Below are 21,527 nucleotides of genomic sequence, written 5' to 3'. Positions count from 1 at the left end.
GAAGTGCTATACTTTGTCGGTTGACGCGGCCCGACCGCTTTTAGAGGAGGACAAAGTTGCAACGACTGGTAACTTCGGAATCGGTGACGGAAGGCCACCCCGACAAACTGGCCGACCGCATCTCGGATGCGGTGCTGGATGCGATTCTGGCAAAGGACGCCAAGGCCCGGGTGGCTTGCGAAACCCTGGTGACCACAGGCCTGGTGATGGTGGCGGGCGAGATTACCACCGAAAGCTATGTGGACATCCCCCGCCTGGTGCGCCAGACCGTGCTCGAGGTGGGCTATACCCGGGCCAAATACGGCTTCGATGGCGATACCTGTGCGGTGCTGACCGCCATAGACGAGCAGTCGCCGGACATTGCAGGTGGGGTCAACGAGTCGTGGGAGTGGCGGGTGCTGGGTTCTAAAGATGCGCTTGACCAAGTAGGCGCAGGCGACCAGGGGCTGATGTTTGGCTACGCCACCGACGAAACCCCCGAACTGATGCCGCTGCCCATCTCGCTGGCCCACCGCCTGACCCGCCGCCTGGCCGAAGCCCGTAAGACCGGGGAAATTCCCTACCTGCGCCCCGATGGCAAAGCCCAGGTGACGGTGGTCTACGAGGGGCAGAAACCCCTGTATGTGGGTACTGCTCTGGTCTCTACCCAGCACTCCGAAGAGGTCGAGGCCGACCAGATTCACCACGACATCCGCACCAAGGTGATCGAGAAGGCCATCCCCGAGCAGTACCTGAGCAAGGAAACCCAGTACCTGGTTAATCCCTCGGGTAAGTTTGTAATTGGGGGGCCGCATGGCGATACCGGTCTGACCGGGCGCAAAATTATCGTAGATACCTATGGCGGGGCTGTACCGCACGGCGGAGGGGCCTTTAGCGGTAAAGACCCCACCAAAGTAGACCGCTCGGCGGCCTACTACGCCCGCTACATCGCCAAGAACATCGTGGCGGCGGGCCTGGCCAAGCGCGCCCTGATCGAGCTGGCCTATGCCATTGGCAAGGCCCGTCCGGTAGGGATGCGGGTCGAGACCTTTGGCACCGGTGTTGTGCCCGACGAAAAAATTACCGAGGTGGCGCAAAAAGTTTTTGATGCCCGCCCGCGGGCCATCATTGAAAACCTGAACCTGCAGCGCCCCATCTACACCCCCACCTCGGCCTATGGGCACTTTGGCCGCGAAGGCTTCCCCTGGGAAAACACCGACAAGGTCGAGGAGCTGCGCAAGCTACTGCCGTAGTGCCCTGTAACCGCTCTGGACGGCCTGCGGGCCGTCCTTTTTGATTTGACCCTAGAATGCAATGATGTATACTGTATACACCTTATGGCCCATTTCCAGCGACCCCACTCGGTGCGGGAGGCGGCCTATGCCCACCTGCGGGGGGCCATTCTGGCGGGTTCTTTGCTGCCGGGGGCGCGCATTTCCGAGCCAGGGCTGGCGCAGGAGCTCGGCATTAGCCGCACCCCTGTGCGCGAGGCCTTGCAGCGCCTGGCCCAGGAAGGGCTGGTGGAGCTCTTGCCGGGTAAAGGGGCGCGGGTGCGGGTGCTCTCGGCGGAGGAGGTGCGCGAGGTCTACGATGTGCGGGCCTTGCTCGAGGGCGAAGCGGCGGCCCTGGCGGCGCAAAACGCCACGGAAGCCGAACTGAATCGGCTGGAGCGGCTGCTCCAGGCGCTCGATGCCCTACCCAGGGAAGCCCATGCCCAGCAGATGCAGGTAGACTTCGACTTTCACACCGCCCTGGTCGAGGCCGCCCACAACAAAACCCTGGCCCGCATCTACGCCGACCTGCGCTCGAGCCTGACCCTCATCCGCTCGTTTCAGCAAACCCTTTCCCAGCACCCCAGAACCCGCCAGCAGCACCAGGCCATTCTGTCGGCCCTCAAGGCCCATGACCCCGCCGGCGCTGCCGAGGCTGCGCGGGCCCACGTGCACTATTTCCGCGACCTGGTTATGCAGAGCCTCCAGGCGCAGGTCTGGCAATAAAGGAGCTCACATGGACCTCAATCAAAGCTACCGCTCGTTTGTGCTGGCCATGGCCCAGAACCCCCGCATCAAAAACCTGATTCTGACCCGTGGCCGCAACTTTGCCCGCCGCTTCATTGCTGGCGATACCCTCGAGGAGGCCTTGCAGGCCGTAGAGGCCCTCGAGCGCGACCGGATACACGCCATCCTGGACTTGCTGGGCGAGATGGTTACCTCTGAGGCCGAGGCGAGTAAGTTCCAGAGCGAGCTGGTGCGACTGGTACAGGCTTTTGGGGCCCTTCCGTACCCCCGCTATGTGGCCATTAAGCTCACCCAGCTGGGCCTGGACCTCTCCGAGGACCTGGCCTATTCCCTTATGCACGAGATTCTGAGCGAGGCCCGCAAAGTGGACTGTTTTGTGCGGATCGACATGGAAGACAGCCCCCGGGTAGACGCAACCCTGCGGGTCTACCGGCGTTTGCACCAGGCCGGCTTTGAAAAGGTGGGGGTGGTGCTGCAAAGCTACCTCAAGCGCACTGAACAGGACCTGCAAAGCCTGATACCGCTCAAAACACCAGTACGTATCGTGAAGGGTGCTTACAAAGAGCCGCCCGAGGTGGCCTTTCAGGACAAGCGCATCATTGATGGGCAGTTTTTGCTGCTGTGCAAGAAGGCCCTGGAAAACGGCCTCTACACCGCGATTGCCAGCCACGATCCCCAGATCATCCAGGAGATGAAGCGCTGGACGGCGCAGATGGGTATTGGGCCCGACCGCTTCGAGTTTCAACTGCTGTACGGGGTGCGCCGTGACGAGCAAAAAAAGCTGGCCGCCGAAGGCTACACTGTGCGGGCTTATGTGCCTTACGGCACCGACTGGTATCCCTACTTTTCGCGCCGTATCGCCGAGCGGCCCGAGAACCTCTTATTCGTGGCGCGGAGCCTGATTCAAGGGTAGGTATGGCGGCGACGCTGGATTTGCACCTTCTGGAAGGCCCCTATGCGGTCTGCCAGCTCGAGGCCACCGCACAGGTTCCGGCCTGGGCCGAAGGCCAGGGTTTTCTAAGCATCAGCCGTGCCAGTGACGAGTTAACGATAGTCTGCCCCCAGCAGCGCGTGCCCCCTCAGGTCAAAGCCGAGCGCGACTGGCGCTGCTTTCGCCTGGTCGGCCCCTTCGAGTTTGCCCTCACCGGCATCCTGGCCGCGGTGCTGAACCCGCTGGCCCAGGCGGGTGTGGGTGTTTTTGCCGTTTCGACCTACAATACCGACTACGTGTTGATCAAATCTGCGAGCCTGAATCAGGGAATAATGGCCCTGAGCCAGGCTGGCCACCGAGTACATGTTTAGTGATTTGCCGAAAGGAGCAAGTATGACCACAGAACCCTACCGCCCCGAACCCATCGAAACCTTCCAGAGCCCCGAAGCCTTTGAAGCCATGCGTAAAGCCCTGGCCGAGGTGCGGGCCCAGTTTGGTCGCCACTACCCCCTCATCATCGGGGGTGAAAAAGTGCATACCCAGGCCACCATCACCTCTACCAACCCCTCCAACCCGGCGGAGGTGGTGGGGGTGAGCGCCAAGGCCGGAATTGCCGAGGCCGACGCGGCCCTGGATGCGGGCTGGCGGGCTTTTCAGACCTGGCGGGACTGGCCCCAGGAGCACCGCAGCCGGGTTTTGCTGAAGGCCGCCCAGGTTATGAAGCGCCGCCAGCGGGAGCTCGAGGCCTGGCTGGTCTACGAGATCGGCAAGAACTGGGTGGAGGCCGCCGCCGACGTGGCCGAGGCCATCGACTTTATCCGCTATTACGCCCTCTCGGCCCTCAAGTACAAAGACGGAGCCCCGGTGGTGCCCTATCCGGGCGAGGACAACGAGGCCTTTTACATCCCGCTGGGGGTGGGGGTGGTGATTGCGCCCTGGAACTTCCCCCTGGCCATCCTGACCGGCATGACCGTGGCCCCCATTGCGGTGGGCAACTGCGTGGTCTCCAAGCCCGCCGAAGACACCGTGGTGATTGCGGCCAAGCTCTTCGAGATTCTGGAGGAGGCTGGTCTTCCGCCGGGGGTGGCCAACTTTTTGCCGGGGTCGGGCAGTGAGGTGGGGGCCTACCTGGTTCAGCACCCCCGTACCCGGTTTATCAACTTTACCGGCTCCCTCGAGGTCGGCCTGCAGATTAACGAAAGTGCGGCCCGCCTCTCGCCAGGGCAGATCTGGCTCAAGCGGGTTTTCCTGGAACTGGGCGGCAAAGATGGCCTGATCGTGGACGAAACCGCTGATATTGCTGCGGCGGCGCAGGCCACCGTGCAGAGCGCCTTTGGCTTCCAGGGGCAGAAGTGCTCGGCGGCCTCGAGGCTGATTGTGGTGGACGGGGTACACGACCTGCTGATGGAGCAGGTGCTCAAGCGCACCGAAAGCCTGATTGTGGGGCCTGCCGAGGAAAACCCCGACATGGGGCCGGTGGCCAGCGCCCAGCAAGAAAAAACCGTGCTGTCTTATATCGAGATTGGGCAGCAGGAGGCCCGCCTGGTGCTGGGCGGACGCAAGCTCGAGGGCGGCGGCTTCTTCATCTCGCCCACCGTGTTCGAAAAAGTTTCCCCCGATGCCCGCATTGCCCAGGAAGAGATTTTTGGCCCGGTGCTCTCGGTGATTCGCGTGCCCGACTTCGACACTGCCCTGGAAGTGGCCAACGGCACCCGCTATGGCCTCACGGGCGGGGTTTTCTCGCGCAAGCGTGAGCGCCTCGAGCGGGCCCGCCGCGAGTTCCACGTGGGCAACCTCTACTTCAACCGCAAGATTACCGGGGCCCTGGTGGGGGTGCAGCCCTTTGGCGGCTTCAACCTCTCGGGCACCGATACCAAGGCCGGGGGGCCCGATTACCTGCTCAACTTCCTGCAGATGAAGAGCGTTACGGAGCGGTTTTAGAACTCTTCGTCTACCTCGTGCAGCCGCCTGGCCCACAGGCTCACGGGCTGGTGGTGCTCCCGCACAATCTGGGCCACCTGGGGCTCGAGGATGCGCATGGCGCCGTATTCGGGGTGATGCTGGCGAATCTGCCAGGCCCCCCGCAGCCCTTTGTCCAGGGGCTCGATGGGCACATCCAGGCTGATTAACCCAGTCAGGATGCGCTCGAGGGGGCGGTAGGGCCGCAGGGCTTTACCGCTGTCGTGCAGCAGGGCCGCCCGCACAGCAAAGCTGGGGGCGTCGGGGTAGCGCTCCAGCAGTCGTTTGGCCACCCGCACGGCGTGCTCCCGATCCCGCACATCCATGGCCTTGTACAGATGAGCCTCTTCAATGCTGAGTTCGGCCAGGGCCCAGGCGTCGTCCGGCTCGGCCTGGGCTGGAACAAAGGCTTTATACAAACGCTTGAGTCGCAGCCACACCAATTTATCCTACGCATTTGGGCCTGTTTGTCGTGTCAGATCCGGCCAATTGTAGGATTTCGCTGGGCTGGGGTAAGGTATGGGCTGGAGGAAAACATGAACATACGCGCGCTTATTGCAGAGTTTTTGGGGGTTTTTGCCCTGTGTTTTGTGGGGATTGGGGCCATTGCGGCCACCCAGGGGGGCGATCTGATGGCGATCGCACTGGCCCACGGTCTGGCTATCGGCCTTTCGGTAGTGGCTTTAGGGGCTATCTCCGGAGGGCACTTCAACCCAGCCGTTACCTTCGCCATGCTCATCACCGGGCGCATCACCCCGGTGGGCGCAGCGGGCTACTGGGGGGCCCAGTTTTTGGGCGGGCTGGTGGCAGCCTTCTTTATCGGCGCGCTATATGGCGGTAATGCTGTGGCCGAGGGAACCCCGCTTCCCGGCGCAAACCACACTGCCATCCAGGCCCTCATGATGGAGATCTTCCTGACCTTCTTTTTGGTTTCGGTTATTTTTGGTGTGGCGGTTTTCAACAACTTTAGCTATGCGGGCCTGGCCATTGGCCTGGCCGTCACGATGGATATCCTGGCCGGGGGTGCTATCTCGGGAGCGGCCATGAACCCAGCCCGCGTGCTGGGCCCCGCCATCATCGGGGGCGAGTGGACGGCCCACTGGGTCTACTGGGTCGGCCCGCTGGTCGGGGCCGGCCTGGCGGCTTTGCTCTACGACTTTTTGTACAGCAAGAAAGCTGAAAGCTAGAGTGCTCTTCGCAATTGTTGAGCCGCTCAGAACTTGATGGCTTTGTCCTAAGTGTCTCCATAAGCGAAATGCAAGATGCCGTACCGAAAGTTCGCTTTAGGAATTGCGCCAGGTATGCATTGACTCATTCCGCTGGTTTTGCCAATCTGCCCTGGCGCAACTTACACAGCACAGATGCCTCCCGGATGGGAGGCATCTGTAAAGAGTGCGATAGGCGGCTTCTCGCAAGTGCACCGCTGGCCTGGGGGACATCTCCTCCAGGCGAACTTTTATCCGACTTCAGCCAGGGCTTTGGCCCGCCTTAGAATGGCCTCGAACATGGCGGCGGTCAGCCTGCCGGTGTTGGTGTTCTGGCGGCTCACATGGTAGGAGCAGAGCAAGATCCGTTCGCCTAGAGGGTACTCGAGGCCGTGGGCAAAGGGATACTTTGACCTGCGCAGGCCGTGGTAGTCCAGTAGCGCATGATGGGCGATCTGGCCCAGGGCCAGGTAGACCTTGAGGTGTTTTAGAAAAGCCAGTTCTTGTTTGGTCCAGCTGGCACAGGCCTGAACCTCGAGGGGGGTGGGTTTATTTTCCGGTGGGGCGCAGCGCACTGCGGCGGTGATGTAAACGCCCTGAAGCTTCAGGCCATCGCCTTTGTGGCTCGAGGTCGGCTGGCTGGAGAGTCCGGTGCGGTACAGGGCCGGGTACAGGAAGTCGCCGGAGGCATCGCCGGTAAAAGGTCGCCCGGTGCGGTTGGAGCCGTGGGCGCCGGGGGCCAGCCCGAAAATCAGAATTCGTGCGTCGAGATCGCCAAAGCCGGGCACGGGTCTGGCCCAGTAGGTGGCGCTCCGGTAGGCTGCGCGTTTTTCCCGTCCGACCTGTTCGCGCCAGGCCACCAGCCTTGGGCAGGCCCGGCAGGCAGCAATCTGGGAGTGGAGGGCCTCGAGGCTCATGCAACTGCCATTACACCATCAGCTGGGGCGGTTCTGCCACGATGCGAACACCTCTCAACACGGCCCTAGCTTTTCTGTACTTGGTACAGATGTGGCGGCGATTGGGTATATGTCTTCAGTTCTCACCCTTTATACCCGTACAATCAACCATCTTCTCGTTATCTTGTTTTGCTCTTCTGGAGGTTTGTTAACGTGCAAAGTGTTACTGGTTTAGCCTTACCGCGCATTATTCAGGGCGGGATGGGCGTTTCTGTTTCCAACTGGCGTCTGGCCAAAACGGTTTCGCTGCTGGGGCAGCTGGGGGTTGTTTCGGGTACCGCTATGGACACCGTGATGGTGCGGCGGTTGCAGGATGGCGACCCCGCTGGCCTGGTGCGCCGTGCGCTGTCGGCGTTTCCGGTGCAACACTGGGTTAAGCCTGTGCTGGACAAATACTTTCGGCCCGAGGGTCGGCAGGGCCAGCCTTACCTGCGTATTCCCATGCCCAGCCGCCTGGGCGATACAGCCTCGCAAATTATGCACGTGCTGGGGGGTTATGTAGAGGTATTTTTGGCCAAGGAAGGGCATTCGGGCCTGATTGGCATCAACCTTCTGACCAAGCTGCAAATTCCCACCATGGGCACGCTATATGGGGCCATGCTGGCCGGGGTAGATTATGTCTTGATGGGGGCCGGCATTCCCCGTGAAATTCCCGAAGTGCTAGACAGGCTGGCAGCGGGTGAAACCGCCTCGCTCAAAATAGATGTAACCGGCTGGACGGGCGCAGAAGCCCCCCGGCTTCACTTCGACCCCCGCGAGGTGCTGGGGGGTGTCCAGGCGCTGAAGCGCCCCAACTTTTTGCCCATCATCGCCTCCAACTCGCTGGCTACCTTGCTGGCCCGCAAGGTAACCGGCACCATCCAGGGCTTTGTCATCGAAGGCCCCACTGCAGGCGGACACAACGCCCCGCCCAGAGGCACCCCGGTTTTTGATGAGCGCGGGCAACCGGTCTACGGCGAGCGGGATGTGGTGGACCTCGAGCAGATCAAGGCCCTGGGTCTGCCATTCTGGCTGGCAGGGGGTACGGGTTCACCCGAGGCCCTGCAAGAGGCGCTTGCGCAGGGGGCAGCCGGCATTCAGGTAGGAACCCTGTTTGCTTATAGCCAGGAATCGGGCTTTGAGGCGAAGCTAAAGCAGGGCATCCTCGAGCGTGCCGCCCGTGGGGCCGTGAAGGTTTTTACCGACCCCAAAGCCTCGCCCACCGGTTTTCCTTTTAAGGTGGCCGAGGTAGAAGGAACGCTCTCAGAGCCAGAGGTTTATCGGCGTCGAAAGCGGGTCTGTGACCTGGGCTATCTGCGCGAAGCCTACCAGACGCCCGAGGGGAAAATTGGCTTCCGTTGTGCTTCCGAACCCATCGAGCAGTACCTGGCTAAAGGGGGTGAACTGGCCAACACCGAGGGCCGCAAGTGCTTGTGCAATGCCCTTCTGGCAGCGGTGGGGCAGGGCCAGGTGCAGAAAAACGGCGACCTCGAGCTGCCGCTGGTGACCAGCGGAGATGACCTCGAGCGCATTGGCCGCTTTGTGGCCCGGTTTGGCACCCAGTACAGCGCCCGGGACGTGGTGGCCTACTTGCTGGGAGAAGCGGCTGTGCCCCGGACAGAAGTCCAGCACATGATGGCAAACGGCTAACCCGCCAAGCACCGCCTGCATCCGCCGACAATCCTGGTGCAGCACCCCAGCAGCCTGGCTGCTGGGGTGTGAATTTTTTGAAGAAAAACCGTAAATAGGCCTACCTTTTGCCGGGCGATTAGCCTTCAAACTCGAGGGGTAGTTTATTTCCCGAAGTTGGGTCGGTAAGGCTGCTGGTGTGAGAGGTGGGTTGTGGGGTTTCAGTTTCCGCTGTTGCTTTGGCTGCTGCTCCTGATACCGCTCCTGGTATGGGTTTATTGGCGCAGGCTGCAGCGTGGAGATGCCAGTGCCCACGTGCTTTATCCCAACCTGGCGCAATTGGCTGGTATCGCGGAGCCGCGCTGGAAACGGCACCTGAGTGCTTTTTTGTATGGCCTGGCGCTGGTGCTGGCGCTACTGGCGCTGGCCCGACCCCAGGCGGTTGTTCCGGCTCCCGATAACCTGGCTACGGTCATGGTTGCCATCGATATCAGCCGCTCGATGCGGGCGCAGGACATTGAGCCGGATCGCTTTACCGCGGCCAAAAAAGAAGCCCAGAGCTTTGTGCGTGCCCTGCCGGATGGAGCCAAGGTGGGGCTGGTGAGCTTTGCCGGGTATGCCACCCTGGAAGTTGAACCGACCACCGACCACCAGCGCATCATAGACCAGATCGAACTGCTCCAGATGGCCCGTGGAACCGCCATCGGCGACGGTCTATTGGAAAGCCTCAAAGCTTTTCCCACAGACGAAAACGGCAAGCTACTGGGTCCCGCCACTGTGGTGTTGCTTTCGGATGGCCGCAACAACCGGGGCATCGATCCCCTGGAGGTGACGCCCTATGCCAAGGACATGGGGGTGGTGGTGCATACCATTGGGCTGGGCCGCCGCAGCAACCCCAACGACCCCGACCCCCAGTGGGGGGGTTACTGGATGCAGTTTGACGAAGAAACCCTGCGGGCCATCGCCGAGTCCACGGGGGGGCAGTATTACGCTGCAGAGTCTGCGGAAGCCTTAAGGCAGGTCTACCGCAGCCTGGGCCGGGTGGTGGGCTGGAAGCCCCAGCGCACCGAGGTGAGCGGTTTGTTTGGCCTGGCCGCTGGGCTTTTGCTGGCCTCGAGCCTGCTGGTATCGAACCTGCGCCGCCAGGTAATCTAGAGCACTCTACATACTCCTTGAGCCCCCACCAGCATTACTACTGCGTCCTGCACAGGACAGACCACGCCTGTGAAGAGTGCGATTTATGCCTGCCGGACAGGGGGGCAATAAAAGGCGAAAGCGGTAGACTTAGGCGTGTGGTTTACCAAGAAGCAGTGGAATGGTTGTTTGCCCAAAGCCGGGCCGGGGCTCCCCGGGGTCTGGCGCGGGTTCGCGCGCTGCTGCAACGCCTGGGCCAGCCGGAAGCCGCTTTTTCTGCCGTTCACGTGATTGGCACCAACGGCAAGGGCAGTGTGGTGGCCTATCTGGCGGCGGCTTTTAGGGCTGCCGGGGAACCTTACGGGGCCACCATCAGCCCGCACCTGCTGGATTTCCGCGAGCGCATCTGTACCCACCAGGGCCCGATTCCCGAGGGGGAGGTGGTGCGCTTTGTGGAGTGGGCGCAGCAGCAGCAATTGCAAGAACCCGTGGCCTTCTTCGACCTCACCACCGCGTTGGCTTTTCGCCACTTCGCCTCGGTAGGGGTGCGCATGGCTGCGGTTGAGGCAGGGGTGGGTGGTGCGCTGGATGCGACCAACGCCCTGCCCGATGTTCGCGTGACGGTCATTACCAACATTGGTGAAGACCATCTGGAAACCCTGGGGGGTTCGCTCGAGGGGGTCGCTAAGGACAAAGGGGGGGCCATCCGCCCCGGGGTTCCGGTAGTAACGGGGGCCGAGGGGGTTGGACTGGCGGTTATTCGCGCCATCGCCGCCGAGCGGGGGGCGCCTTTGTATGTGCTTTCCGAAGGCAGCCCTATTTTCGATTTACCTGTCCAGCCCTCGCTGCGGGGCCGCTTTCAGCTACAGAACGCCCGTCTGGCAGCGGCAGCTCTGCGTCTGCTGGGTTATGGCGAGCCGGTCTTATCCACAGGTTTATCCGCAGCCGTCCATCCGGGCCGCATGCAGTACCTGACCTACCAGAACACCCCTGTGGTGCTCGACGGAGCCCACAACCCACCCGCGGTCCGGGCGCTGGTAGAGGAGCTTGAAGAATTTCATCTGGTGTTTGGCGCTTTCCCCCGCAAGGACTACCACACCATGCTGCAAACCCTGCTCCCTAAGGCCAGAAGCGTGCGGTACACCTATGCCGCCAGGGGTGCCCTGCGGGCAGAAGAACTTCTGCAAGAATACCCTGCACCCTACTTCGAACATCCGCTCGAGGCCCTGCATCACGCTGTTGGAGCAGCCCAGCAGGACGGCGCTTTAGTCCTGGTCACAGGCTCTTTGTACCTGGTAGGCCAGATGCTGCGGCTGCTCCAGGCGCAGCATCTGGCCAGCCCACTTTTTGAATGATGGGTTGTGGGTACTGCTACCGCTGGGCAGACAGCCGCCCACCGCGAGGCCGCCTTCCCCGGCACAATCCACCCTGGTGGGTGGTGTGTGAAGCCGGCACATTGCCTGGCCGGCTTGACCCAACTGGAAGGGGCGGTGTCCTGCCTGGTAAAAGCCCAAACGGGGCCACGGTGCAGCTCAGGGGCCCAGCACCTCGTCCAGGGTTTCCGCCAGGGCGTTTACCATTTGGTCTACCTCGGCCTCGGTAATTACCAGGGGCGGCGCCATAGCAAAGCCGGTATCGTTGCAGCGCACAATCACGCCTTTTTCCCGGCTTACCTTCATCAACTGTGCCCCAATGCCTCTGGCTGCATCGAAGGTTTTTTTGCTGGCTTTGTCCTCCACCACCTCGACCAAAGCCATCAGGCCCTTGCCGCGCACGTTGCCCACGTGGGGGTGGGCCTCGAGCTCACGCAACCGCTGCAAAAGCTGTTCACCTCGCTCGGCAGCATTGAGCCAGAGCTGTTCACGTTCGATAATGTCAATGTTGGCCAGCCCCACCGCACAGGCCACCGGATGCCCCGAGTAGGTGAAGCCGTGCATGAACATGCGGTCGGGGGCCGAGATGCGCTCAAAAATTTGCGGACTGATGCCCACCCCACCCAGCGGCACATACCCTGAGGTAATGCCTTTGGCAAAGCTGGTGATGTCGGCCTGGAAGCCATAGGTGGTCTGGGCGAACATCTGGCCGGTGCGGCCAAAGCCGGTAATCACCTCGTCGGCAATCAGCAAAATGTCGTGCTTCTTGAGGATGGGAACAATGGTCTGCCAGTAACCCTCGGGGGGTGGTACCACGCCCCCCGCCCCCTGCACCGGTTCCCCGATAAAGGCCGCGATGGTTTCAGCCCCTTCTCGGGCAATTAGGTCTTCCAGCTCCTGGGCCAGCATGGCCACAAACCCGGCCTCCGAAAGCCCCGGATTGTTGCGGTAGGCCAGCGGTGCACTCAGATACAAAAACCCAGGGGGTAGCGGACCAAAATCGGCGTGGTAGGCCGGTATGCCGGTGGCCGCCAGCGCGCCCATGGCAATGCCGTGATAGGCCATGCGGCGCGAGATGATCTTGGTTTTTTCGGGCCTGCCCGACAGGGCCCAGTAATAGCGGGCAATCTTGATGGCGGTCTCGTTGGACTCGGCCCCACCCGAGGTGAACTGGAAGTGGGAGTGGTGCGGCAGGAGCTGGTGCATCTTGGCCGCTAGCTCGATGACGGGCGGGGTGGCCAGCCCAAAAAAAGTAGGCTGAAAAGCCAGCCGGGCCATCTGCTCGCGGGCCACCTCGGCCAGTTCGGTGCGCCCATAGCCCACATTCACGTTCCAAAGTCCGGCGAATCCGTCAATGTACCACCGGCCCTGGCTATCGCGCACTTTAGAGCCCTTACCCTCGACCAGCACCAACGGGCCACTTTGTTTGTGGCGGTGCAGGTTGGTGACGGGGTGCAGGTGATGGGCCATGTCCAGCTCGATGAGGCGCTCGGTGTTCCAGATAAGGGTGTTCATGATGCTCCAGATTTTACCCCCTGGCAGAGGTGGGCCACGAACCGGGCGCTCGAGCTGCCTCCTCCCACGGCGCACGGGGGCGGGATGGCGAAGTAGCCGACTACCTGTCGCGTAGTATGCTGGCCTTTGTGACTGCCGATACCCAGCGCGAAATACTCAAAATTGCTCTGCCGGTAAGCCTCGAGTCCACCGTTCAACTAAGCCTGGGCTTTATCAACCAGGTCATCGTGGGGGTCTTGGGCACGGCCACGATTGCGGCGGTGGGGCTGGCCAACAATGTGCTGTTTATTGGCATCCTCTGCCTCAACACCCTGGGTGCGGGGTGCGCCATTCTGGCCAGCCGGGCCAGGGGCCGGGGGGACGAAGCCGCGGTGCGGCGCATCGTGAGTTTTTTCATTGGGTTTGCTTCGGTTTTGGCGCTTGCGCTGGCCCTACCGCTGGGGCTGGGGGCCACGCCTTTTTTAAGACTGCTGGCGGCCGATCCCGAGATTACCACCATCGGTGGGCCGTACCTTTCGCTGGTGGCACTTTCTCTGCCCCTGATCACCCTTAGCGTGGTCAGCAGCGCCGCTTTTCGCAGTATGGGCAAGGCCCGCATCCCCATGCTGGTGACCATCCCCACCATCGCCCTGATACCGCTCTTGTCGTGGCTGCTGGTGTTTCCGCTGGGCATGGGCGTGGTAGGGGCGGCGGTGGCGGCCCTGCTGGCGCAGGGCATCCGGGCGGTTCTGCTACTGGGGCTGCTTTTTGCAAGCCGCTGGGGGCTGCGTTGGGCTTGGCCCGACCTGACGCAAATCCGGCCGCTGCTGGCCCAGGCCGTGCCGTTGGTGCTACCGCTGTTTATTACCGAGGTGGTATTCAGCGGCGGGGTTTTTTTGTTTGCACTGCTGTTCGAGCGCCTGGGCACGCAGGAGCTGGCAGTATTCCAGATTGTGAGCAACCTCGAGATGGTTTTCATTACCGCTTCGGCGGGCCTGCACTTTGCAGCCACGGTGCTCGTGGCACAGGCCATCGGGCGGGCCGATTCCTCAGGTGTTTGGAGGGTCTCGCGGCTGATCTGGCGCATGGGCCTAATCTCGGCGGTCATCTTTGGGCTGGCCTTTGCGCTGTTTGCTTTCCTGCTGCCCTTGCTCTATCCCAACACCACCCCGCAAGTCCAGCAGTGGGCTTTTTGGGCAGTGCTGTTGAACGCCCTGTTTCAACCCATCAAGGTTTCCAACTTCATCTTTTTTGGCATCCTGGCCAGCGGTGGCGACACCCGCTTTTTGCTGTTCTCCGATTTTGCCACGGTGTTTTTGCTGGGCCTGCCCTTGGCCTGGCTGCTGGCTTTTCCGCTGGGTTTGGGATTGTGGGGTATTTTCCTGGGGCGGCTTTTGGGCGAGGAAACCCTGCGCATCGCCATGTTCCTGTGGCGCTACCGGGGTGGGCAGTGGTTCCGACTGGATCGTGGGGCCAAAGCCTTGGCTACAGATTGAAACTGCTCGACGTGCCCACCAAACGAAACGCTTTTTAGCTGGGAATGTAAAAATCCGTACTATACTGGAACCAATGCGGGCACGGTCTTATTTGTTTACGCTCTACATGGAATATCTCTACCCAGAAAACCGGGCCTGGGTAGGGGATCTGATCCGCTGGATGGAGCTGCTCAAATTCAGCGAGCCGGCCGTGCGGGCGGCGGTTTCGCGTAGTGTTAAGCGCGGCTGGATTATCCCCGAAAAGGACGGACGGCGGGCCTACTACCGGCTTTCGCCGCGGGTGGCCTGGCAGGTCGAGCAGGTGCGCGAGCGGCTCTACACCTACGGTGCGGCCTGGGATGGCAGGTGGCGCATTCTGGTGTATGCCGTACCGGAGGCCAAACGCACCGTGCGCGACCGCTTCCGCAACGAGTTAATTTTGCTGGGCTTCGGGACGCCGGCGCCGGGGGTCTGGGTCAGCCCCAATGGCTCCCTCGAGGCCGCCCGCGACCTGGTGGGCTTTTACGGCCTGCAAAGCTATGTGGAGCTGTTCCAAGCCGAGCGCTTTTCCAGTACGCCTCCCCTCGAGCTCATCGAAAAATCCTTCAACCTCAAAGCCGCCCAGGCCCGCTACCGCGCCTTTCTGGCACAAAAACAAGAACGTCCCCAAAACCCCGAGGAAGCCTTTGTGCGCCTGACCCACATGGTGCACCAGGCCCGCAAAAACCTCTTCCTCGACCCGGGTCTGCCGCCCGAGCTCACCCCCCCGGGCTTCCTGGGGCAGCAGGCCAAGGAGCAGTTTTTAGCCCTCTACGACCAGCTTTCCAGGCAAGCCCGCCCGGTATTTGAGCTGGCTTCAGCCGCCGCAGATTAGAGCGCTCGTCACAACTATTGAGCCGCTCACAACTTGATGGCTGCGTCCTGCACAGCACAGTGGTCTCCCGGATGGGAGGCCACGTCTGTGAAGGGTGCGATGGGTGGCCTTGACAAAAACCTCGAGCCTGGCAGAGAGGGCCTTGCAATGGCGCCCCTAGAAGCGCACCGCTCGAATGCGCTCGAGGAAATCGTGCACGATATTGCCGGTAACGCCCCAGATGTCGTAGCCCCGCCAGGGATAGTGCCAGACCTTGCGGCTCAGTCGGCCCTCTATTTCGGAAAACTCCCCGCCCAAGCCGCTGGGAAAGCGGTTGCCTGGGGGTGGGGTGCGTTCTTCGGCATAGGCGGGTGCGGTTAGCAATTCCTCAATGGGCACCCAGAGCAGCGCGTCCACTTCCTCGGGGTTGGGGGTAAGACGGGGCTCCTGGGTAATCCGGCCCAGCAGGGGGAATACCCGGTAGCCAAAAGGGGAGAGGGTGGGGTTCAGGTGCCCCAGTATTTCCACCTGCTCGGGCTCGAGCCCCACTTCTTCTGAAGCCTCGCGCAAAGCGGCTTCCTCTGCGCTTTCGCCATCGTCAAAGCGGCCCCCGGGGAAGCTGATTTGTGCTGCATGGTGCGGCAGATGGGCGCTGCGAACGGTAAACAAAAGCTGGCCTTCCCACACCGGAAGCAGAACGGCTGCATCCACGAAACCCTCTGGTAGCGGCAGTTGCTGAGGGGGACGGGAAACGATGGCTTTGAGAACGTTCGATTTCATGCGACTTTTGCTGTTGGGTGCTGTTGCGAACGCTGGCTATATAGTGGCCGGTGTGATGCCAGAAGCCTCACTACCAGCATTTTGAAGCTAGCTTGTAACCCTTTTTGTGGCCCATGACCGCTTTACGCACAGCTTTGCTCGCAGCGTTCGCGCAACAAAACCTCCGGGTTTACCTTCTCCTGGCGGCACCAGGCCACCATCAGCCACAGCGCCTCGGCCAGGTTGTCCTGTTCAATAGCCTGGGTCAGGCTGTCCTTACCCGAGAAGGGGGTTCCCAGCTTTTTCTGGATTTCGCTGGCCCGGGCCAGGGCGCCCAGGCTGCGCGGCACCTGGTCGCATACCGACTGGGCGGTTTTGCCCTCGCGGGCTTTGATGGCGTTCCAGTTGGCGGTTACCTGTTCCGGGGTGTCGGCCTGTACGTTGCCGAAGACGTGTGGGTGGCGTCTTATCAGCTTATCCACAATGTGCTGCTCTACCTGTGCATAAGTAAAGGTTCCCTCCTGCTCGGCAATCACCGAGTGAAAGGCCACCTGCAAGAGCACGTCGCCCAGCTCCTCGGCCAGTTCGCTGGGGTCTCCCTTGCCAATGGCATCTACAGCCTCGGCGGCCTCCTCGAGCAAGTAAGGCCGCAGGCTCTGGTGGGTTTGCTCCTTGTCCCACGGACAACCGTCGGGGCCCCGCAAGCGGCGCATGACCTGTAATAAACGCTCCATGCCTTATAGCCTAGCGGGTTTTGAAAAGGAGATTATGCCTTTTTGAGCAAACGCCCAAGCAGGAGGCCGGCTGCCCACGTAGAGCCCATCAGAAGGAGACTCAGCAAGTCCACCGGGGCGGTGTCCCCTAAAGCAAAGCCCTGGGGGCTGGGGTAGGGCAGACCGGTGCTGCGGGTCAGCACAAACAACACCGTTAAAAGCCCCACCAGCCAGAGTCCCCCGGTGTAGGTGCTCCGTTCCATGCTGGCAGGCATCTCGAGCAAACGCGCCAACAGCAAGAAACCCCCATACATGAGCTGAAATCCCAGCAGCATCATAAACAAGACCGCATACCAGAACCCCGCACTTTGAAGCCCCAAGGGGGTTTCGTTGCCAAACAGCTCACCACACAACCCGCTCCCCAGCACAGAGTTGCCCATACCCAGCAGTTGTAAAAAGAAGGGTGCCATCAGCAAAGCCCCGGCCCAGCGCACCTGGGGTTTTGAAAAAGCGACTGCACGACCGTCCATGTCCACCCCCATCTTGCCGCAAAGGCGCAGGGCTAATGTAAAGTAGCTTGCCTTGGGGATCCAGGCCAAAGCTGTTTGGGGCCTCGAGCAGGGCATTTGCAGCTCGAGCAAACTGTCTGCTGAGGGACATTTGCCTGGGGTTGGATTGTCTACGGTTAACCAAGGTTTGCAGGGGGTTTGCTGCTTGCCAACAAACCTCATCAGCACAGGAGTGTAAAAGATGCCACGTCGAGCGATTTGGATTACCCTGATAGCCGGTTTGCCCTTGCTGCTAGCGGTGGTGGCTTTTCTGCTCTCTAAAGACACCTACCAGCCCTACGGCACCCGGCTGCTGAATGTTCGGCCAGCCGAAGCCAACCAGTTCACCCTTACCGCCCACGACGGCTCGAGCAAAAGCCTTTCCGACTTTCGGGGCAAGGTGGTTCTGATTTTCTTTGGCTTTGTGAACTGCCCGGATGTATGCCCCACCACCCTGCTCGAGCTTGGCAAGGTCTACAAAGCCCTGACCCCTGCCGAGCAAGCGCGGGTACAGGTTTTGCTGATCTCGGTAGACCCCGAACGGGACAACCTGGAAAAGCTGCGGGACTACGTAACCTTTTTTAGCCCCAGCTTTATCGGACTTACCGGCACCCCTGAACAGATTGCCGATGTGGCCAAGCGCTACGGGGTGTTTTATCAAAAATCCCAGATCAAGTCGCCCACCGAGTACAACGTTGACCACACCGCCACCGTCTTCGCCCTCGACCCCAAGGGACAGCTGCGCCTGATTTACGGCAGTGGTAAAGCTGCCGAAACCGAGCGGGTGGTGCAGGATGTGCGCTGGTTGCTGCGGTAGGCCGCTGTGACAAAGCAAATCTCCTTGATGTGCTCGGCCTGAAGATTTCTGCTTACCGCACTCATCACAGACGCGGCCTCCCATCCGGGAGGCCACTGTGCTGTGCAGGACAAAGCAATCAAGTTGTGAGCAGCTCAATATTCGTGAAGAGCGCTCTGGTGTGGCTCAAAACCGACCAGGCCTCAGCAAAAAAACAAATCGAGGACGTTCCTTATGACCATACCGTCAGGGTTCATACTGGCCCAGGCGAGTGGCTGGTAGCCTCTTTGGGTTCGCTCTCTGGCCTCATTTTCCCCCTTGATTAACTCCTGACAGCCGTATATACTTCTAGGGTTGCGTCGCCTCAGGCCAGCCCCGGCTCTGAGGTAACATCGGTTGCGCTCACGGGAATGCCGTCGCGCACAGCGATTCTTGAGAATCCAGGGGCGAAACTCAGGCTGCTGGCCTGATTCGCTTCTCGACGGGAACCCCGCACCGAGCGCAGCGCAAGAACGCAGACCTCCGTGTGGGGTTTCGGTTTTGAGAGAAGTCGAGTCAAACGAAAGGATGTGATTACACTGCCAACCATCAACCAACTCCTCCGTAAGGGCCGTACGCCGGTGGTCAAAAAGAGCAAGGTGCCTGCCCTCAAAGGAAGCCCCTTCCGCAAAGGCGTCTGCACCGTGGTGCGTACCGTCACCCCCAAGAAGCCCAACTCGGCGCTGCGTAAAGTGGCCAAGGTGCGGCTTTCGAGCCAGTACGAAGTCACCGCTTATATCCCCGGCGAGGGCCACAACCTGCAAGAGCACTCGGTGGTGCTGATCCGTGGGGGCCGTGTAAAGGACCTGCCGGGTGTGCGCTACCACATCGTGCGCGGTATCTACGACACCCAGGGTGTGAAAGACCGCAAGAAGAGCCGCTCCAAATATGGCACCAAGCGCCCCAAAGCCGATGCCAAGGGTGCGGCAGCCAAGGGTAAGAAGTAACTTTTCACATGCCGCCGCATGCGGCGGCACGAGTGAGGTCAGAGTATGTCGCGGAGAAGACAAGCTGAAATTCGCCAACTCGAGCCCGACCACCTCTACGGCGATGTGGTGGTCACCGCGCTCATCAACCGTATGATGCGCGACGGCAAGAAGAACCTGGCTGCCCGGATTTTCAAAGAAGCCTGCGAGATTATCCAGGAGAAGAGCGGGCAGGAGCCCCTCAAGGTCTTTAAGGCGGCGCTGGACAACGTGCGCCCCCGTGTGGAGGTGCGCAGCCGTCGGGTGGGTGGGGCCAACTACCAGGTCCCCGTCGAGGTATCCCCCCGCCGCCAGCAAACCCTGGCCATTCGCTGGATTGTCAACGCCTTCAACAGCCGGGGTGAGCGTGAAGCCCACCAGCGCCTGGCCGCCGAACTACTGGAAGCTGCTGAGGGCAAGGGTGGGGCGGTCAAAAAGAAAGAAGATGTTGAGCGTATGGCCGAAGCCAACCGAGCCTACGCCCACTACCGGTGGTAAGTATGTCCGTTAAGACTGGTTTCGACCTAAAACTCTTCCGCAACATCGGGATTGCGGCCCACATCGACGCCGGTAAGACCACCACCACCGAGCGAATCCTCTACTACACCGGTCGTATTCACAAAATTGGCGAGGTGCACGAAGGTGCGGCCACCATGGACTGGATGGAGCAGGAGCGGGAGCGGGGCATTACCATTACCGCCGCCGTAACCACCGCCAACTGGAAGCACAGTGGTACCGGTATCGAGCACCGCATCAACATCATCGACACCCCCGGCCACGTGGACTTCACCATCGAGGTCGAACGTTCCATGCGGGTGCTGGATGGTGCCGTGGCGGTGTTCGATGCTTCGCAGGGTGTGGAACCCCAGTCCGAGACCGTGTGGCGCCAGGCCGACAAGTACCGGGTTCCCCGCATTGCCTTCGCCAACAAGATGGACAAAACCGGGGCCGATATCTGGCTGGTGGTCAACACCATGAAGGAGCGTCTGGGGGCCAAGCCGGTGCTGATGCAACTGCCCATTGGCCGCGAGGATACCTTCAAGGGCATCATAGATGTGCTGCGCCAGAAGGCCTACATCTACGGCAACGACCTCGGTACCGACATTAAAGAGGTTGAGATCCCCGAGGATATGAAGGCCCAGGCTGCTGAGTACTACGAGAAGCTGGTGGAAGCGGCGGCCGACTACGACGAAAACATCATGATGAAGTTCCTGGAGGGCGAGAAGCCCACCGAAGAGGAACTCATCCGGGCTATCCGCAAGGGCACCATCGCCATCGAGATTTTCCCGGTTTTCCTGGGTTCAGCCCTCAAGAACAAAGGGGTTCAGCTGCTCCTGGATGGGGTGGTGGACTACCTGCCCTCGCCGCTGGATATTCCCCCTGTTAGGGGCAAGACCGAGAATGGCGAGGACGTCGAGCGCCCTGCCGATCCCAATGGCCCCCTGGCTGCACTGGCCTTCAAGATTATGGCCGACCCCTATGTGGGCCGTCTGACCTTCGTGCGGGTTTACTCTGGTACCCTCAAGTCGGGTTCCTACGTGCAGAACACCACCAAGGGCAAAAAAGAGCGTGTGGCTCGCTTGCTGCAGATGCATGCCAACCACCGTGAAGAGGTGGAAGAGCTGCGTGCAGGCGAGCTGGGCGCAGTGGTGGGTCTCAAAGAGACCATCACTGGCGACTCCCTGGTGGGCGATGGCGACCAGCCGATTATCCTCGAGTCCATCGAGATTCCCGAGCCGGTAATTGACCTGGCCATCGAGCCCAAAACCAAGGCCGATCAGGACAAACTCGGTGTGGCCCTTGCCCGTCTGGGTGAAGAAGACCCCACCTTCCGCGTATCCACCGACCCCGAGACCGGCCAGACCATCATCTCGGGCATGGGTGAGCTGCACCTGGAAATCATCGTGGACCGCCTCAAGCGCGAGTTCAAGGTGGATGCCAACGTGGGCAAACCCCAGGTGGCCTACCGCGAGACCATTACCCGCCCTGTGGATGTCGAAGGCAAGTTTGTGCGTCAGTCGGGTGGGCGTGGGCAGTACGGCCACGTCAAGATCAAGGCCGAACCCCTCGGCCGTGGTTCGGGCTTTGAGTTCGTCAACGCCATTGTGGGGGGTGTGATCCCGCGCGAATACATTCCGGCGGTACAAAAAGGCATCGAGGAGGCCATGCAGTCCGGCCCCCTCACCGGCTTCCCTATCGTGGACCTCAAGGTCACCCTCTATGATGGTAGCTACCACGAGGTAGACTCCTCCGAAATGGCCTTCAAGATCGCCGGCTCGATGGCCATCAAGGAAGCCATCGAGAAGGGCGGTGCGGCCATCCTCGAGCCCATCATGCGGGTCGAGGTTATCACCCCCGAAGAATTCCTGGGCTCCATCATCGGCGACCTGAACTCCCGCCGCGGCCAGATTCAAGGCATGGAGGAGCGGGGCAACGCCCGGCTGGTGCGGGCCTTTGTTCCCCTGGCCGAGATGTTCGGCTACGCCAACGACATGCGTTCGATGAGCCAGGGCCGGGCCCAGTTCTCGATGTTCTTCGACCACTACGAGCAAGTGCCTCAAAACATCGCTCAAAAGCTGATCAAGGGGCAATAACCAACCGGGGTCGGGGCTGCACGTGACCCCCGACCCTTCACCGATAACTTTAGAAGGAGTGAAACTGTTATGGCGAAAGGCGTATTTGAGCGCACCAAACCCCACGTAAACGTGGGCACCATCGGACA

The 21,527-nt window shown here is 61.1% G+C and carries 21 protein-coding genes; 15 read left to right on the top strand and 6 right to left on the bottom strand.

Annotation, left to right across the window (positions count from 1 at the left end; all coding sequences use genetic code 11):
- Positions 1-56: 56 nt before the first annotated feature.
- The 5 genes from metK (at position 57) to pruA (ending at position 4,869) form a co-directional block, all read left to right on the top strand.
- Positions 57-1,232, top strand: a complete 1,176-nt coding sequence (gene metK, locus ABWU19_RS08705; protein WP_435901315.1) for a methionine adenosyltransferase — start codon at positions 57-59, stop codon at positions 1,230-1,232.
- An 84-nt stretch (positions 1,233-1,316) separates the two neighbouring features.
- Positions 1,317-1,976, top strand: a complete 660-nt coding sequence (locus ABWU19_RS08700; RefSeq protein ID WP_435901314.1) for a GntR family transcriptional regulator — start codon at positions 1,317-1,319, stop codon at positions 1,974-1,976.
- A 10-nt stretch (positions 1,977-1,986) separates the two neighbouring features.
- Entirely contained in the window at positions 1,987-2,910 is a 924-nt protein-coding gene (locus ABWU19_RS08695) for a proline dehydrogenase (protein ID WP_435901313.1), read from the top strand.
- A gap of 2 nt (positions 2,911-2,912) precedes the next feature.
- On the top strand, positions 2,913-3,299 hold the full coding sequence (locus ABWU19_RS08690; RefSeq protein ID WP_435901312.1) for an ACT domain-containing protein: 387 nt from the start codon (positions 2,913-2,915) through the stop codon (positions 3,297-3,299).
- A 22-nt stretch (positions 3,300-3,321) separates the two neighbouring features.
- Positions 3,322-4,869, top strand: coding sequence for an L-glutamate gamma-semialdehyde dehydrogenase (pruA, locus tag ABWU19_RS08685; RefSeq protein ID WP_435901311.1), 1,548 nt, complete (start codon positions 3,322-3,324; stop codon positions 4,867-4,869).
- Here pruA and ABWU19_RS08680 read toward each other — a convergent pair.
- Entirely contained in the window at positions 4,866-5,327 is a 462-nt protein-coding gene (locus tag ABWU19_RS08680) for an HD domain-containing protein (RefSeq protein ID WP_435901310.1), read from the bottom strand. The two genes, pruA and ABWU19_RS08680, sit on opposite strands and share 4 nt — an antisense overlap.
- A 96-nt stretch (positions 5,328-5,423) precedes the next feature.
- On the opposite strand from ABWU19_RS08680, the gene ABWU19_RS08675 reads away from it, so the two are divergent.
- The gene (locus tag ABWU19_RS08675) at positions 5,424-6,074 is read left to right on the top strand and encodes an MIP/aquaporin family protein (RefSeq protein ID WP_435901309.1); all 651 of its coding nucleotides are present in this window, start codon (positions 5,424-5,426) and stop codon (positions 6,072-6,074) included.
- Between the two features lie 269 nt (positions 6,075-6,343).
- On the opposite strand, the gene ABWU19_RS08670 is transcribed toward ABWU19_RS08675, so the two are convergent.
- Positions 6,344-7,009: a uracil-DNA glycosylase gene (locus ABWU19_RS08670; RefSeq protein ID WP_435901308.1), complete on the bottom strand. Its 666-nt coding sequence runs from the start codon at positions 7,007-7,009 to the stop codon at positions 6,344-6,346.
- A 240-nt stretch (positions 7,010-7,249) separates the two neighbouring features.
- Between ABWU19_RS08670 and ABWU19_RS08665 the strand changes: the two genes are divergently transcribed.
- From ABWU19_RS08665 to ABWU19_RS08655, 3 genes are all read left to right on the top strand, one after another.
- A complete protein-coding gene (locus ABWU19_RS08665) occupies positions 7,250-8,677 on the top strand; it encodes a nitronate monooxygenase (RefSeq protein WP_435901307.1) in 1,428 nt (475 codons plus the stop codon).
- 294 nt (positions 8,678-8,971) lie between these two features.
- Positions 8,972-9,811 (top strand): VWA domain-containing protein, encoded by an 840-nt coding sequence (locus ABWU19_RS08660; RefSeq protein WP_435901306.1) that lies wholly within the window; start codon positions 8,972-8,974, stop codon positions 9,809-9,811.
- A gap of 137 nt (positions 9,812-9,948) precedes the next feature.
- Positions 9,949-11,145 carry a bifunctional folylpolyglutamate synthase/dihydrofolate synthase gene (locus ABWU19_RS08655; protein WP_435901305.1) on the top strand — a complete coding sequence of 399 codons (1,197 nt, stop codon included), beginning with the start codon at positions 9,949-9,951 and terminating at the stop codon, positions 11,143-11,145.
- A 177-nt stretch (positions 11,146-11,322) separates the two neighbouring features.
- On the opposite strand, the gene ABWU19_RS08650 is transcribed toward ABWU19_RS08655, so the two are convergent.
- The gene (locus ABWU19_RS08650; RefSeq protein ID WP_435901304.1) at positions 11,323-12,678 is read right to left on the bottom strand and encodes an aminotransferase family protein; all 1,356 of its coding nucleotides are present in this window, start codon (positions 12,676-12,678) and stop codon (positions 11,323-11,325) included.
- A 29-nt stretch (positions 12,679-12,707) separates the two neighbouring features.
- Here ABWU19_RS08650 and ABWU19_RS08645 point away from each other — a divergent pair, with 29 nt between their 5' ends.
- Entirely contained in the window at positions 12,708-14,153 is a 1,446-nt protein-coding gene (locus tag ABWU19_RS08645; protein ID WP_435901303.1) for an MATE family efflux transporter, read from the top strand.
- A gap of 73 nt (positions 14,154-14,226) precedes the next feature.
- Positions 14,227-15,006 (top strand): PaaX family transcriptional regulator, encoded by a 780-nt coding sequence (locus ABWU19_RS08640; protein ID WP_435901302.1) that lies wholly within the window; start codon positions 14,227-14,229, stop codon positions 15,004-15,006.
- 156 nt (positions 15,007-15,162) lie between these two features.
- On the opposite strand, the gene ABWU19_RS08635 is transcribed toward ABWU19_RS08640, so the two are convergent.
- The 3 genes from ABWU19_RS08635 to ABWU19_RS08625 form a co-directional block, all read right to left on the bottom strand.
- Complete coding sequence (locus ABWU19_RS08635) at positions 15,163-15,765, bottom strand: NUDIX hydrolase (protein ID WP_435901301.1); 603 nt, start codon at positions 15,763-15,765, stop codon at positions 15,163-15,165.
- 122 nt (positions 15,766-15,887) lie between these two features.
- Positions 15,888-16,478, bottom strand: a complete 591-nt coding sequence (locus ABWU19_RS08630; protein WP_435901300.1) for a MazG family protein — start codon at positions 16,476-16,478, stop codon at positions 15,888-15,890.
- A gap of 32 nt (positions 16,479-16,510) precedes the next feature.
- Entirely contained in the window at positions 16,511-16,987 is a 477-nt protein-coding gene (locus tag ABWU19_RS08625; protein WP_435901299.1) for a hypothetical protein, read from the bottom strand.
- A 220-nt stretch (positions 16,988-17,207) separates the two neighbouring features.
- On the opposite strand from ABWU19_RS08625, the gene ABWU19_RS08620 reads away from it, so the two are divergent.
- The 4 genes from ABWU19_RS08620 (at position 17,208) to fusA (ending at position 21,399) form a co-directional block, all read left to right on the top strand.
- Positions 17,208-17,822, top strand: a complete 615-nt coding sequence (locus ABWU19_RS08620; RefSeq protein WP_435901298.1) for an SCO family protein — start codon at positions 17,208-17,210, stop codon at positions 17,820-17,822.
- A 548-nt stretch (positions 17,823-18,370) separates the two neighbouring features.
- Complete coding sequence (rpsL, locus tag ABWU19_RS08615; RefSeq protein ID WP_013014872.1) at positions 18,371-18,787, top strand: 30S ribosomal protein S12; 417 nt, start codon at positions 18,371-18,373, stop codon at positions 18,785-18,787.
- A 45-nt stretch (positions 18,788-18,832) separates the two neighbouring features.
- Positions 18,833-19,303, top strand: a complete 471-nt coding sequence (gene rpsG / locus ABWU19_RS08610; protein ID WP_027878078.1) for a 30S ribosomal protein S7 — start codon at positions 18,833-18,835, stop codon at positions 19,301-19,303.
- A gap of 2 nt (positions 19,304-19,305) precedes the next feature.
- On the top strand, positions 19,306-21,399 hold the full coding sequence (gene fusA / locus ABWU19_RS08605) for an elongation factor G (RefSeq protein ID WP_027878077.1): 2,094 nt from the start codon (positions 19,306-19,308) through the stop codon (positions 21,397-21,399).
- Positions 21,400-21,527 lie beyond the last annotated feature (128 nt).

Origin of the sequence: Meiothermus cerbereus (assembly GCF_051297115.1) — a bacterium.
GTDB lineage: Bacteria > Deinococcota > Deinococci > Deinococcales > Thermaceae > Meiothermus > Meiothermus cerbereus_A.
This window is presented reverse-complemented; position numbering and strand designations above follow the sequence as displayed.

Excerpts from the sequence above, each read along its gene's own strand:
- ABWU19_RS08695 (WP_435901313.1), top strand. The coding sequence starts at position 1,987 with ATGGACCTCAATCAAAGCTACCGCTCGTTTGTGCTGGCCATGGCCCAG.
- ABWU19_RS08650 (WP_435901304.1), bottom strand. The coding sequence starts at position 12,678 with ATGAACACCCTTATCTGGAACACCGAGCGCCTCATCGAGCTGGACATG.
- ABWU19_RS08620 (WP_435901298.1), top strand. The coding sequence starts at position 17,208 with ATGCCACGTCGAGCGATTTGGATTACCCTGATAGCCGGTTTGCCCTTG.
- ABWU19_RS08700 (WP_435901314.1), top strand. The coding sequence starts at position 1,317 with ATGGCCCATTTCCAGCGACCCCACTCGGTGCGGGAGGCGGCCTATGCC.
- ABWU19_RS08675 (WP_435901309.1), top strand. The coding sequence starts at position 5,424 with ATGAACATACGCGCGCTTATTGCAGAGTTTTTGGGGGTTTTTGCCCTG.
- ABWU19_RS08640 (WP_435901302.1), top strand. The coding sequence starts at position 14,227 with ATGCGGGCACGGTCTTATTTGTTTACGCTCTACATGGAATATCTCTAC.
- ABWU19_RS08665 (WP_435901307.1), top strand. The coding sequence starts at position 7,250 with ATGGGCGTTTCTGTTTCCAACTGGCGTCTGGCCAAAACGGTTTCGCTG.
- rpsG (WP_027878078.1), top strand. The coding sequence starts at position 18,833 with ATGTCGCGGAGAAGACAAGCTGAAATTCGCCAACTCGAGCCCGACCAC.
- fusA (WP_027878077.1), top strand. The coding sequence starts at position 19,306 with ATGTCCGTTAAGACTGGTTTCGACCTAAAACTCTTCCGCAACATCGGG.
- ABWU19_RS08635 (WP_435901301.1), bottom strand. The coding sequence starts at position 15,765 with ATGAAATCGAACGTTCTCAAAGCCATCGTTTCCCGTCCCCCTCAGCAA.
- ABWU19_RS08690 (WP_435901312.1), top strand. The coding sequence starts at position 2,913 with ATGGCGGCGACGCTGGATTTGCACCTTCTGGAAGGCCCCTATGCGGTC.
- ABWU19_RS08625 (WP_435901299.1), bottom strand. The coding sequence starts at position 16,987 with ATGGACGGTCGTGCAGTCGCTTTTTCAAAACCCCAGGTGCGCTGGGCC.
- ABWU19_RS08670 (WP_435901308.1), bottom strand. The coding sequence starts at position 7,009 with ATGAGCCTCGAGGCCCTCCACTCCCAGATTGCTGCCTGCCGGGCCTGC.
- ABWU19_RS08630 (WP_435901300.1), bottom strand. The coding sequence starts at position 16,478 with ATGGAGCGTTTATTACAGGTCATGCGCCGCTTGCGGGGCCCCGACGGT.
- pruA (WP_435901311.1), top strand. The coding sequence starts at position 3,322 with ATGACCACAGAACCCTACCGCCCCGAACCCATCGAAACCTTCCAGAGC.